Source organism: Massilia sp. Leaf139, from assembly GCF_001424165.1.
In the GTDB taxonomy this organism is placed as follows: domain Bacteria; phylum Pseudomonadota; class Gammaproteobacteria; order Burkholderiales; family Burkholderiaceae_D; genus Telluria.
This window is the reverse complement of the sequence record NZ_LMOJ01000025.1, coordinates 681,318-693,414: the sequence shown is the minus strand read 5'-3', so window position 1 is coordinate 693,414 and position 12,097 is coordinate 681,318. Positions and strand designations below refer to the sequence as shown.

The window sequence follows — 12,097 nt, the reverse complement described above, 5'->3', positions numbered from 1 at the left end:
TGTTACTTCAGGCGCCAGTCAGCGCTTTCTTGACCAGGGTCGAGACGACCGTCATGTCGGCACGTCCTGCCAGCTTTGGCTTGACGATGGCCATGACCTTGCCCATGTCCTGCGGGCCGGCGGCGCCCGAGGCAGCCACGGCGGCGGCGACTTCGGCGGCGATCTCCTCGTCCGACAGGCCGGCCGGCATGTAGGCGACCAGCACCTCGAGCTCGGCCTTTTCGATCTCGGCCAGGTCGGCGCGGTTGCCGGCTTCGAACTGGGTGATCGAATCCTTGCGCTGCTTGATCATCTTTTCGACGATGGCCACGGTTTGCTGGTCGTTCACCTCGATCTGCTCGTCGACTTCCTTGCGCTTGATTTCGGCCAGCAGCAGGCGGATGGTGTTGAGCTTGCCGGCTTCCTTGGCGCGCATCGCCGCTTTCATGTCGTTGGTGATTTGTTCTTTCAAGCTCATGGATTCTCCGAAATGAATAGGGACAAACAACAAAACCCGCCGGGATACAACCAGGGCGGGTTCGCAGGACTTCTCGCAGCTGCCGGGACGAGCCTACTGCTACGTCACCGGATCAACCGGCAGGACAGTCTTAGTACAGTTTCTTAGGCAGTTGCTGGCTGCGGATGCGCTTGTAGTGGCGCTTCACGGCAGCGGCAAGCTTGCGCTTACGCTCTGCAGTTGGCTTCTCGTAGAACTCGCGTGCGCGCAGTTCGGTCAGCAGACCGGTTTTTTCGATGGTGCGCTTGAAGCGACGCATTGCGACTTCGAACGGCTCGTTTTCTTTAAGGCGGATAGTGGTCATGTAAAAATGAAACCGTTGGATTTAGAAAGAACGAAAGTTTAGCAGGTTTTAGCGGCTAGTGGAAGAGATTACATGGGTGTGATGAATTTGATACAGCCTGCGGAGCGTCTGACAACGCCTTCAGGGCAAGGCGCATCGTCGAAGACAGTACGCTAGTACGGCGAGACGATGCAACGCTGCCATGAAGGTGTTGTCAGGCGCCCTCAGACGCTCTGCCCTGCCACGTAGCCGGAAGCCCAGGCCCACTGGAAGTTGTAGCCGCCGAGCCAGCCGGTCACGTCCACCGTTTCGCCGATGAAATACAGGCCCGGCACATCCTTGGCCATCATCGTCTGCTGCGACAGCGCGCGGGTGTCGACGCCGCCGAGGGTGACCTCGGCCTTGCGGTAGCCTTCGGAACCGGTCGGGACGATGGCCCAGCGGTTGATGGCGTCGCCCAGTTTGCGCAGCTTGGCATCTGGCATGTCGGCCGGGCGGGCGTCCGGCGCGAGGCCATTGGCCAGCAGCAAGCCTTCGACCAGGCGCGCCGGCAGCCACTGGGTCAGCACGTTGCCGAGCTGCTTCTTGACCGTCGTTTTCGAACCGATCAGTTCGTCGGCCACGTCCATTTCCGGCAGCAGGTTCACGACGATCGGCGTGCCCGGTTCCCAGTAGCTGGAAATCTGCAGGATCGCCGGGCCGGACAGGCCGCGGTGGGTAAACAGCAGGTCTTCGCGGAACAGGCCACGCTTGGCATTTTTCCCCTTGCCGGAGCCCGTGGACACCTCGACCTCGAGCGCGATGCCGGCCAGCGGAGCGAAAGCGGCCCAGCTCGGGCCATCGAAGGTCAGCGGCACCAGGCCCGGACGCGGCTCGACCAATGGCAAGCCGAACTGGGTGGCGATGCGATAGCCCAGATCGGTCGCGCCGATCTTCGGAATCGACAGGCCACCGGTGGCGATCACGACGCTGTCGGCGCCAATGTCACCATGGTCGGTGGCAACGACGTAGCCGTCCGCCTCTTTCGTCACGCCATGCACCTTGCATGGCATGCGCCAGTTGACCTCGGCCGCGCTGCACTCGGCCTTCAGCATGGCGATGATCTGCTCGGCCGAGTCGTTACAGAACAGCTGGCCGCGGTGCTTCTCGTGGTAGCCGATGCGGTGCTTTTTGACCAGCGCCAGGAAGTCCTGGGCCGTGTAGCGCGACAGCGCGCTCTTGCAAAAGTGCGGATTCTCGGACAGGAAATTGGCCGGCCCCGCGTTGATGTTGGTGAAGTTGCAGCGTCCCCCGCCGGAGATACGGATTTTCTCGGCCAGTTTTTCCGCGTGGTCGATCAGCACCACGCGCTTGCCGCGTGCGCCGGCGATCGCCGCGCACATCATTCCGGCCGCGCCCGCGCCGATAATCGCTACATCGAATTGTTTTGCCATGATTGTTGCAACGAACTGCCGCCGCCAAATTCCAAACCCGCCATTGTAAACGCTGGCTGCACCGGCCGCACGGCCGATGCAGCCACTGTGGTTTTACGGTTGGCTTGTTGCGAAAGCAGCCAGACGGCGGCTAGACGGCGAGCGGATGGCGCCGGCGTACCTCGCGCGCGGCAGCCGTCACGCGCGCCACCTGATTCGCGATCGAGACGGGCACCGGCGCTTCGCCGGCCAAGGCGGCGCGGATCCAGGCCGCAGTGGCGGCCGCGTCGCGCGCCTCGGGCACGGCCGACAAGGTGTCGGCCGGCGGATCGCGTTCGACCAGCAGCTCGCGCTGGCCTTCGTGGAACCAGTCGATCTGCTGGGCGCGGTGCGGATTGGCGACGGTCTCCCCTTCGGTGCCACGCATCAGGAAGGCGTCGCCGCGCGCGTGCGGCGCGGCGCTCAGAAAATACTCGCCCAGGGTCTGCAGGTATTCGGGGTGGGTGTAGGAGACCAGGCGCAGCGCAGCGCCCTCGAAGGGCTGCAGGATCTTGACGATGGTGTGGGTCGAGTTGCGCACGCCGAGGATACGGCGCAGCGACAGCATGTGGGACAAAGCCGGCGCCAGCGTCTCGATCGGCATGAAGGCCGGACGGCCCGCTTCGAAGGCGTCGTGCACGGTGGCGCTGGTGGCCGCTTCGGCCAGGCCGAGTTCCGCCAGGATCTCGGCCGTGGTGACGCGGCCCGGATCGCTGCGCACGCCATGCACCAGGGTCGGCACGCCTTCGCGCGCGAGCAGCAGCGCCAGGAGCGGCGTCAGGTTGGCGAGTTTGCGCGCGCCGTTGTAACTTGGGATGAGCACGGGCGCGAACTCGCCGGCGGGCGCCGGCAGCGGCGCGAAGGCCTCTTCTGCGGCGTCCATGAAGCCGGCCAGCTCGTCCACCGACTCGCCCTTGATGCGCATGGCGAGCAGGATGGCGCCCAGTTCGAGGTCGGAGACGCGGCCGTCCAGCATGGCCTTGTAGAGCGCTGCGGCATCGACGCGCGTCATGCTGCGCGCGCCTTTCACGCCGCGGCCGATCTCCTTGATGAAGTGGGCGGCGGGGAATGGGTCGGTATGCATTTTGGTGTCCATGGCGCCAGCTTACACCGTCGCGGGTTTGCCCTGCATTTGACTTGTCTGCTGCACACAAGCATTTTTGGCGCTACACTCGTCGATCCGACTTTGTCCAATGGGCCGCATCATGCTGATCACTCCAGATATCGAAAATACCAACGTTACCTCGTTCGGACGCATGCCGACCCCGACCGAGCTGCATGCCAAGCTGCCGCTGTCCGAGCGCGCCTTTACCACCGTCATGAACGGCCGCGCCGCGCTGCGCGACATCCTCGACCGCAAGGACAGGCGCCTGTTCGTCGTGGTCGGCCCCTGCTCGATCCACGATCCGGAAGCGGGCCTGGACTATGCGCGCCGCCTGAAAGCCTTGCAGGACGAGGTCAGCGAGACCATGCTGCTGGTGATGCGCGTCTACTTCGAGAAGCCGCGCACGACCACCGGCTGGAAGGGCTATATCAACGATCCGTTCATGGACGACTCGTTCCAGGTCGACGTCGGCATGGAACGCGCACGCCAGTTCCTGATCGACGTCTGCGAACTGGGCCTGCCGACGGCCACCGAGGCGCTCGATCCGATTTCGCCGCAGTACCTGGGCGACCTGATCGCCTGGACGGCAATCGGCGCGCGCACCACCGAATCGCAGACCCACCGCGAGATGTCCTCGGGCCTTTCCACCCCGGTCGGCTTCAAGAACGGCACCGACGGCGACGTGGGCATCGCCATCAACGCGGTGCTGTCCTCGGCCAATCCGCATGCCTTCCTGGGTATCAACGACAAGGGCGCGGTCTCGATCGTGCGCACCCGCGGCAACGCGTACGGCCACGTCGTGCTGCGCGGCGGCGGCGACCGCCCGAACTACGATTCGGTGTCGGTCACGATTGCCGAGCAGGCCCTGAAAAAGGCGGGACTGCCGGCCAATCTCGTGGTCGACTGCTCGCACGCGAACAGCTACAAGAAGCCGGAACTGCAGCCGCTGGTGATGTCGGACGTGATCCAGCAGATCAGGCACGGTAATCGGTCGCTGGTGGGCGTGATGATCGAATCGAATATCGTGGCGGGAAACCAGCCGATTCCGTCGGACTTGAGCCAGTTGAAGTATGGCTGCTCGGTGACGGATGGCTGCATCGGCTGGGACGATACGGTGACGATGCTGAGGAATGCGCACAAGGAGTTGATGCAGCGTCCGTGATGCGGTGGTGGTATGCGCAGGCACGTACGCGTGGGCACGGGGTGCCCACCCTACGGTGCGCATCTGCCGCTGTCCGGCGTCTATCGCCCATGTGATTTACAATGCTGCCTTCCGCTTTCCCCTTCCGGCTTTTCCCATGATTGTTCTCGGCGTCGAATCCTCCTGCGATGAAACCGGCCTGGCTCTGTACGATACCGAGCGCGGGCTGCTGTCCCATGCCCTGCATTCGCAGGTCGCCATGCACGAGGAGTACGGTGGCGTGGTGCCGGAACTGGCTTCGCGCGACCATATCCGGCGCGCCCTGCCCCTGCTCGAACAGACGCTCGACAAGGCCGGCATCGCCAAGGGCGATATCGACGCCATCGCCTACACCCAGGGCCCGGGCCTGGCCGGCGCGCTGCTGGTCGGCTCCTCGGTCGCCTGCAGCCTGGCGCTGGCGCTGGACAAGCCCGTGCTCGGCGTGCACCACCTCGAGGGCCACCTGCTGTCGCCGCTGCTGGCGAGCGACCGGCCGGCATTTCCCTTCATCGCCCTGCTGGTCTCGGGCGGGCACACGCAGCTGATGCGGGTCGACGGCGTCGGGCGCTATACGCTGCTCGGCGAGACCCTGGACGACGCGGCCGGCGAAGCCTTCGACAAATCGGCCAAGCTGCTCGGCCTCGGTTATCCGGGCGGCCCCGCGATCTCGCGCCTGGCCGAATTCGGCGACCCGGCCGCCTACACGCTGCCGCGCCCGATGCTGCACTCGAAGGATTTCAATTTCAGCTTCTCGGGCCTGAAGACCGCCGTGCTGACCGTGGTGAAGAACCATGAAGAGAAGCTCGTCGCGAATATCTGCGAGCAGGACAAGGCCAACATCGCGCGTGGCTTCGTCGATGCGATCGTCGACGTGCTGACCGCGAAATGTGTGAACGCGCTGCGCCACACGGGCCTCAAGCGCCTGGTGATCGCCGGCGGCGTCGGCGCGAACGCGCAGCTGCGCGCCTCCCTGAATGCCGCCGCCGAGAAGCGCAAGTTCCGCGTGTACTATCCGGAGCTCGAATTCTGCACCGATAACGGCGCGATGATCGCCTTTGCCGGGGCCCTGCGCCTGGAGCGCAACCCGGCGCTGGCCACGCGCGAGTACGCTTTCAACGTGCGCCCACGCTGGCCCTTAGACGAGCTGGAAGCCGCCTGATCCTAGGCTTGCGCGAGTGAACTTGCAACGCTGACAACGATCCTACCGTGTGACCGCCCTGCACCGAACGGTGGCAAACTCTGGCGGTTCAGTTTTGGGAGGTACTACATGCGCGTTGTAAGCTGGAACATTCACTGGGGTTGCGGGAAGGACGGGCGCATCCGTATCCACGCGATCATCGATGTGCTGCGCAAACTCAATCCCGACATCATCTGCCTCCAGGAAGTCGCCGCCAACCACCCCGAGCTCGAAGGCAGCGCCACCGCCAACCAGTTCAAGCAGCTGGCCGGCGCCTTCGGCGGCTTCCATGCAATCGAGCATGCGCCCAGTGAAATCTACCGCAACAACGTCCCCCGCCTGTTCGGCAACCTGATCCTCTCCAAATACCGCATTACCCAGGCCCAGCGCCACCTGCTGCCCTGGCCCGCCGATCCCGGGCATGCGCCCGGCATGCCGCGCGGCGCTACCGAAGTCGTGCTCGACACGCCGGGTTCGAAGCTGCGCCTGGTCACGACCCACCTCGAATACCATTCGCCGCTGCAGCGCATGGCCCAGGTACACCGCCTGCGCGAACTGCACGCCGAGGCCTGCGCCCGCGCCCGCATCTTCGCAGCGCATCCGGAAATGGACGCGCCGTATCAGTTGGGCGAACGCCCGGCCGCGGCCATCTACTGCGGCGACTTCAACATGGCGCCCGGCGACGCCGACTACCAGGCCCTGCTCGCGCCCCGCCTCGACGGCGCGTCCAGCCTGGTCGACGCCTGGGCCGCGCGCCATTCGGATCACGCGCGCGCGCCGACCACGGGCCTGCACGGCTATCCGTGGCCGGACAAGCCGGATTGCTACGATTATTTCTTCGTGACCGAGGATCTGGCGCGGCGCGTGGCCAGTGTGGAGGTGCAGTCGGAGACGGCGGCGTCGGATCACCAGCCGGTGGTGCTGGAGCTGATTCCGGGGGGTTGAGTTTGAAGGCGTGGACGGCGCACGCGCAAACGCTTTATACGCATCCGGGTGGAGCCGGCCACCCTACATTTCCGTAGGGTGGGCGCCCCGTGCCCACCGAGCACCCGCGCCGCGTTGACTCGCCTTCCTGGTGGGCACGGAGCGCCCACCCTACCGCCTACGAATTCGGCGCAGCAGGGCGGCAGCTTAAACCAGCGGCGCATCCGCCTGCGCCGCAATCTCCCGCAACGCCCGCTCGAACACTTCCGGCGGCTGCCCGCCCGAGATCAGGTGGCGCTGGTTGATGACGATGGCCGGCACCGAGCGGATACCCGCGCGCTGGAAGAACAACTCGGTCTCGCGCACTTCGTCGGCGTATTCGCCGGTCTCGAGGATGCGCGCCGCCTCGGTCGTGTCGAGGCCGACCTGGCCGGCCACGCGCACCAGCAGCTCGCGCGAACTCGGGTCCTCGCAGTGGGTGAAATAGGCTTCGAACAGCGCCAGTTTCAAGGCATGCTGACGGCCCTGCTCTTCGGCCCAGTGCAGCAGGCGGTGCGCGTCGAAGGTGTTGTAGATGCGGCCGCGGCGCGCCATGTCGAAGGTGAAGCCGACGGCTTCGCCGCGCTGGCGGATCTGTTCGCGGGACTGGATCTGCTGCTCGAGCGGAGCGCCGTATTTTTCGGTGATGTGCTCGACGATGTCCTGGCCTTCGGGGCCCATGTCGGGATTGAGTTCGAAGGGCTGGAAGTGCAGCTCGGCGGTGACCTCGGGGGCGACTTTTTCCAGGGCCTGTTCGAGTGACTTGAGGCCGATCGCGCACCAGGGGCACGACACGTCCGACACGAAATCAATCCTCAATTGCTTGCTCACGCTGCACCGCCTTCCTGATTAGGTGCCGGCGCAGAGTGCGCCAGCTTTGGCGGTATGTGGGGATGCTTATGAAGGAATCAACGGGGGTGAACGGCTATTCGTACGCCGGTTGAACGCGTGAGCGGGAAATCAGTCCACTGGACTGATCTCCCCCGCCCACCCTACAGCTTACCTCTTCTTCGCGCCGGCGGCCTTGCTGCCGATGCGCGATTCCTTGCCGGCGATAAGGTTGCCGATGTTGGTGCTGTGGCGCCACAGCAGCAGCGAGCTCATGGCCACAACGGCGAACAGGATCTCGTTCACGCCGAACAGCAGGCCGTAGTAGAACGGCGCGAAGACGGCGGCGATCAGGGCGGCCAGCGAGGAATAGCGGAAGGTGTAGGCGACCACCAGCCAGGTCACCAGGGTGGCCAGGCCCAGCCAGACGTTCAGGCCGAGCAGCACGCCCAGCGCAGTGGCGACGCCCTTGCCGCCGACGAAGCGGAAGAAGACCGGGAACAGGTGGCCAAGGAAGACGGCGATGGCGACCAGCGCGATGCCGGCGTCGTCGATGCCGTAGTCAGGGCCGAGCTTGACCGCCAGGAAGACGGCCAGCCAGCCCTTGGCGCCGTCGCCGATCAGGGTGGCGATCGCCGCTTTCTTGCTGCCGCTGCGCAGCACATTGGTCGCGCCGGGGTTTTTCGAGCCGTAGGTGCGCGGGTCGGACAGGCCGAAGACGCGGCTCATCACGACGGCAAACGAAATCGAACCGATCAGGTAGGCGGCAATGGTGGCAATCAGGGTATTCATGATGATGTTGTCTCTCTGTTATGTCCCTCCGGCGGGCTCGTGAATATACACCAGCCGGGCGGGCGGCGGTAGTCAGTCGGCGGGTCAGTCGGCCAGTGCGCACTGCACCGGTTTGGCGCCGAGCACGTCGGTCAGCACGCCGGGGGCGATGCCGACCAGGTAGCCGCGGCGGCCGCCGTTGATATAAATCTTTTCCAGCCCGAGGATCGATTCCTCGACGTAGACCGGCATCGCCTTGCGCGTGCCGAAGGGAGAGGTGCCGCCGACCAGGTAGCCCGAATGGCGCTGGGCCACCTCAGGTTTGCATGGCTCGACCGACTTGCAGCCGATCGCGCGCGCCAGGTTCTTGGTCGAGACCTTGCAGTCGCCGTGCATCAGCACGATCAGCGGGCGCGCCGCCTCATCCTGCATCACCAGGGTCTTGACGACGTCGTGCTCGGGGACGCCGAGGGCGCGCGCGGACACCGCGGTGCCGCCGTGTTCTTCATAGGCATAGGGATGCTCGGTAAAACTCACCGCATGCTTGCGCAGGAACCCGGTGGCGGGTGTCTCGGACACGTGCTCTTTCTTGGCCATGCGTGATACGCTAAACACTGGAATAAAGGGTTTCTATTATGCAGCAAGAAATACGCTTTGCCACGTTTAACGTATGCAACCTGGCGCCGCCAAGTGTGAAGCTCTACGACAACTTGCTGCCCACCACGCCCCAGGAATACGAGGCCAAGCTGAACTGGACGGCCCATCAGCTCGACCTGCTCGATGCCGACGTCATCGGCTTCCAGGAAATTTTTTCGCAGGCGACGCTGAAGGAAGTGCTGGCGCGGACGAAGCGTTACCGCGAAGCCTATCACCTCGGCTTCGACCCCGATCCGGCCGCGCTGCGCCTGACGCCGAGCGTGGCCCTGGTGTCGCGCCTGCCCCTGAGCGGCGCCGCCCAGCCAATGGTCGACTTCCCGCGCGGGATCGAACTGCCGGTAGGCAGCCGCGATGCCGCCCGCTTCACCCGCGCGCCGCTGCACGCGGTGGTCACGGTCTCGCCCGACGTGCTGGTGGACGTGGTGGTGGTGCATTTGAAGTCGCGCCGGCCCGACTACCGTACCGGCGACACCGGCGAAGACCCGGCCCTGTACGCGCTGGCCTGCCTGCGCTCGCTGATCCGGCGCGGCACCGAGGCGGCGGCGCTGCGCGTGCTGTTGACCGAAATGGGCCGCGCCAACCGCCGCCCGCGCGTGGTGCTGGGCGACTTCAACGACGTGGCCGATTCGGTCACGACCAGCATCGTGCTGGGCGCCGGCACGCCGCTGGGCGACCGCCTGTATGACGCCAGCCAGGTGCAACGCCGCGCCGATCATGCGCGCCACCTCGGCTTTTCGAGCGTGCACGAGGGCCACTATTCGACCATCGACCACATCCTGGTGTCGGAGGAATTCAACGGCGCCCTGCCCAATGCGATCGGCGAGGTGGTCGACGTGCTCTACCTGAACGATCACCTCGATCTCGAACTGCCAGAAGCCTCCGACCATGGCCAGGTGCTGGCGCGCATCCGCCTCTACGACCTGAGTCACGGCCTCATGGAGGCGGGCGTATAGGGGGCGGCAACGCGGGCGGTACCGGGTCGGACGGCGCCAGGCCGGGCGGCGTGCCCGTGGCGTCGCCGGCGCCGGCGCCGTCGCCCGCATAAAACCCCTGGTATTCGTCGCAGCCGTGCTGGCGCAGGTAGTGCAGCTGCTCGGCGGTTTCCACCCCTTCCGCGATCACCTTCAGCCGGAGGCTGCGCGCCAGGGCGATGATGGCGGGTATCATGGCCGCGCCATCGGGCTCGCCGACGATGTCCTCGATGAAGCTGCGGTCGATTTTGAGTTTCGACAGCGGGAAGCGGCGCAGGCTGGCGAGGCTGGAAAAGCCGGTGCCGAAGTCGTCGATGGTCAGATGCACGCCGCGTCCGCGCAGGGTATTGACGGTGGCGAGGGTGGCCGCGTCGCCGTTCATGATGGTCTTCTCGGTGATCTCGAGGTCGAGGAATTCGGGCGCCAGGCCTGAGCTCTGCAAGGCCTCGTCGACGAAGCGCAGCAGGTCGTCGTGGACGAACTGGACGTTCGACAGGTTGACCGCCACCACCACGGGAAAGCCGGCGTCGTGCCAGCGCCGCCCCTGGCGGCAGGCCTCAAGAAGCACCCATTGCCCGATCGGGACGATGAGCCCGGATTCTTCGGCCGCGCCGATGAAGGCCTCGGGCAGCAGGCGGCCGCGCTCGGGGTCGCGCCAGCGGATCAGCGCCTCGAAGCCGACCGTGCGGCCGCTGCCGATGTCGATCTCGGGCTGGTACTCGAGTTCGAATTCGCCGTTTTCCAGGGCCTGGCGCAGCCGGTTCTCCATCTGCACGCGCTCGAGCACGCGCGAATTCATTTCCTGGCTGAAGAACTGGAAGGCGCTGCGGCCGCTTTCCTTGGCGTGGTACATCGCCACGTCCGCATGGCGCAGCAGGGTTTTCGGGTCGTCGCCGTCGCTCGGGCAGATGGCGATGCCGATCGACACCGACAGCGCCACCGAGCCGGCCTGGGCTGCGATCGGCCGCGCCACCGATTGCATGATCGTGGCCGCCACATGGGCCGCCTGGTCGACCCCGCCGATATCGGCCAGCAGCACGACGAATTCGTCGCCGCCGAGCCGGCTGACGGTATCGACCCGCCGCACGCAACGCCGCAGCCGCTGCGCCACTTCCTGCAGCACGGCGTCGCCGACCTCGTGGCCGTGGTTGTCGTTGATCGCCTTGAAATGGTCGAGGTCGATGAACATCAAGGCGAACTGATGGCGGCGCCGCGCGGCGCTCGCCAGCGCCTGCTCGAGCCGATCCATGAAGAGGATCCGGTTCGGCAGCCCGGTCAGCGCGTCGTGCTCGGCCTGGTGGCGCGCCTGCTCGACGGCGCGGTGGCGCTCGCTGATGTCGGTCAGCATCACCATATAGCTGGTGACCGCCCCACTCACGTCGGTGATGGGCGACAGGGCCGCGCGGATCGGGATCGTGCTGCCGTCGCGCCGCACGCCCCACAGTTCTCCTTCCCAGTGCTGGTGGCCGTCGAGCTGCTCGCGCAGGCGGTCGTAGAAGGCGCGATCCTGCACGCCCAGCTGCAGGCTCGGCAGTTCCGCGCCGACCACTTCTTCCACCATATAACCAGTCAGCTCGACATAGGCGCGGTTGGCGGCCAACACGCGGTGCTCGCGGTCGACCAGCAGGATGGCGTCGCGCGCATGGTCGAACACCTGGCCGGCCTGGCGCAGCGAATCTTCGAGCTCTTTACGCGCGGTGACGTCGACTTCCATGCAGAACACTTGCCGTGTCTCGCCGTTTTCCGGAATCGGAAAATGGCTCGACTGCAGCCACAAACGGCGCCCGTCGCGCAGTTCGACATGCCACTCGCGCGCCTTGACCGCCTCGCCGCTGCGCCAGACCGAGGCCATGACCGCGTCGAATTCGTCCTGCCCGCCCAGGTGCCGGACGAGCTCCGTGAAAGGCTGGCCGACCGCCTCGTCGGCGGAAATGCCGGTGAGCTCGGCGCAGGCGCGGTTCCAGAAGCGCACCACCCCTTGCCGATCCTGGCTGTGCACGGCCACCGCAGGGCTGAGCTCGATCGCCGCGACGAAGCGGTAGAGCCAATCCAGCGCTTCACGCGCCGGGCCGCCGGGAATGGCGGACAGGGGCGGCTCAGGCAATTCGCTGCTCACGAAGGATCCTTTTCTCGAATGAAACGAGGGCGACGCCGCGCCCTGACCGCCTCATTCTTGTCGGCGCCCGCCCGATTTCGTTTGCGCACACGCAAAGGT

12 protein-coding genes are annotated in these 12,097 nt (G+C 65.8%); 4 read left to right on the top strand and 8 right to left on the bottom strand.

Going from position 1 to position 12,097, the window contains the following annotated elements:
• Positions 1-7: 7 nt before the first annotated feature.
• From ASF77_RS20895 to ybiB, 4 genes are all read right to left on the bottom strand, one after another.
• On the bottom strand, positions 8-457 hold the full coding sequence (locus tag ASF77_RS20895) for a GatB/YqeY domain-containing protein (RefSeq protein ID WP_056343955.1): 450 nt from the start codon (positions 455-457) through the stop codon (positions 8-10).
• A 130-nt stretch (positions 458-587) separates the two neighbouring features.
• Positions 588-800 (bottom strand): 30S ribosomal protein S21, encoded by a 213-nt coding sequence (rpsU, locus tag ASF77_RS20890; RefSeq protein WP_005665410.1) that lies wholly within the window; start codon positions 798-800, stop codon positions 588-590.
• A gap of 203 nt (positions 801-1,003) precedes the next feature.
• The gene (locus tag ASF77_RS20885) at positions 1,004-2,212 is read right to left on the bottom strand and encodes an NAD(P)/FAD-dependent oxidoreductase (RefSeq protein ID WP_056343951.1); all 1,209 of its coding nucleotides are present in this window, start codon (positions 2,210-2,212) and stop codon (positions 1,004-1,006) included.
• Between the two features lie 130 nt (positions 2,213-2,342).
• The gene (gene ybiB / locus ASF77_RS20880; protein ID WP_229445522.1) at positions 2,343-3,314 is read right to left on the bottom strand and encodes a DNA-binding protein YbiB; all 972 of its coding nucleotides are present in this window, start codon (positions 3,312-3,314) and stop codon (positions 2,343-2,345) included.
• A 124-nt stretch (positions 3,315-3,438) separates the two neighbouring features.
• Here ybiB and ASF77_RS20875 point away from each other — a divergent pair, with 124 nt between their 5' ends.
• The 3 genes from ASF77_RS20875 (at position 3,439) to ASF77_RS20865 (ending at position 6,637) form a co-directional block, all read left to right on the top strand.
• Positions 3,439-4,497, top strand: coding sequence for a 3-deoxy-7-phosphoheptulonate synthase (locus ASF77_RS20875; RefSeq protein WP_056344247.1), 1,059 nt, complete (start codon positions 3,439-3,441; stop codon positions 4,495-4,497).
• Positions 4,498-4,633: 136 nt separating this feature from the next.
• Entirely contained in the window at positions 4,634-5,674 is a 1,041-nt protein-coding gene (tsaD, locus tag ASF77_RS20870; protein WP_056343945.1) for a tRNA (adenosine(37)-N6)-threonylcarbamoyltransferase complex transferase subunit TsaD, read from the top strand.
• 108 nt (positions 5,675-5,782) lie between these two features.
• Positions 5,783-6,637 carry an endonuclease/exonuclease/phosphatase family protein gene (locus ASF77_RS20865; protein ID WP_056343943.1) on the top strand — a complete coding sequence of 285 codons (855 nt, stop codon included), beginning with the start codon at positions 5,783-5,785 and terminating at the stop codon, positions 6,635-6,637.
• Between the two features lie 186 nt (positions 6,638-6,823).
• Here the strand turns inward: ASF77_RS20865 and ASF77_RS20860 are convergent, their stop codons facing one another.
• The 3 genes from ASF77_RS20860 to ybaK all read right to left on the bottom strand — a co-directional run bounded on the left by ASF77_RS20860 (position 6,824) and on the right by ybaK (position 8,851).
• Positions 6,824-7,486, bottom strand: a complete 663-nt coding sequence (locus ASF77_RS20860) for a DsbA family oxidoreductase (protein WP_056343940.1) — start codon at positions 7,484-7,486, stop codon at positions 6,824-6,826.
• Positions 7,487-7,654: 168 nt separating this feature from the next.
• A complete protein-coding gene (gene plsY / locus ASF77_RS20855) occupies positions 7,655-8,275 on the bottom strand; it encodes a glycerol-3-phosphate 1-O-acyltransferase PlsY (protein WP_056343937.1) in 621 nt (206 codons plus the stop codon).
• Positions 8,276-8,359: 84 nt separating this feature from the next.
• Positions 8,360-8,851, bottom strand: a complete 492-nt coding sequence (ybaK, locus tag ASF77_RS20850; protein WP_056343934.1) for a Cys-tRNA(Pro) deacylase — start codon at positions 8,849-8,851, stop codon at positions 8,360-8,362.
• A gap of 38 nt (positions 8,852-8,889) precedes the next feature.
• Between ybaK and ASF77_RS20845 the strand changes: the two genes are divergently transcribed.
• Positions 8,890-9,864 (top strand): endonuclease/exonuclease/phosphatase family protein, encoded by a 975-nt coding sequence (locus ASF77_RS20845; protein ID WP_056343931.1) that lies wholly within the window; start codon positions 8,890-8,892, stop codon positions 9,862-9,864.
• Here the strand turns inward: ASF77_RS20845 and ASF77_RS20840 are convergent.
• Positions 9,845-11,998, bottom strand: coding sequence for a bifunctional diguanylate cyclase/phosphodiesterase (locus ASF77_RS20840; RefSeq protein WP_229445521.1), 2,154 nt, complete (start codon positions 11,996-11,998; stop codon positions 9,845-9,847). The two genes, ASF77_RS20845 and ASF77_RS20840, sit on opposite strands and share 20 nt — an antisense overlap.
• Positions 11,999-12,097 lie beyond the last annotated feature (99 nt).

Coding starts and splice junctions, on each gene's coding strand:
- ASF77_RS20885 (WP_056343951.1), bottom strand. CDS start 2,212: ATGGCAAAACAATTCGATGTAGCGATTATCGGCGCGGGCGCGGCCGGA.
- ASF77_RS20895 (WP_056343955.1), bottom strand. CDS start 457: ATGAGCTTGAAAGAACAAATCACCAACGACATGAAAGCGGCGATGCGC.
- tsaD (WP_056343945.1), top strand. CDS start 4,634: ATGATTGTTCTCGGCGTCGAATCCTCCTGCGATGAAACCGGCCTGGCT.
- ybiB (WP_229445522.1), bottom strand. CDS start 3,314: ATGCATACCGACCCATTCCCCGCCGCCCACTTCATCAAGGAGATCGGC.
- ASF77_RS20845 (WP_056343931.1), top strand. CDS start 8,890: ATGCAGCAAGAAATACGCTTTGCCACGTTTAACGTATGCAACCTGGCG.
- ASF77_RS20865 (WP_056343943.1), top strand. CDS start 5,783: ATGCGCGTTGTAAGCTGGAACATTCACTGGGGTTGCGGGAAGGACGGG.
- rpsU (WP_005665410.1), bottom strand. CDS start 800: ATGACCACTATCCGCCTTAAAGAAAACGAGCCGTTCGAAGTCGCAATG.
- plsY (WP_056343937.1), bottom strand. CDS start 8,275: ATGAATACCCTGATTGCCACCATTGCCGCCTACCTGATCGGTTCGATT.
- ybaK (WP_056343934.1), bottom strand. CDS start 8,851: ATGGCCAAGAAAGAGCACGTGTCCGAGACACCCGCCACCGGGTTCCTG.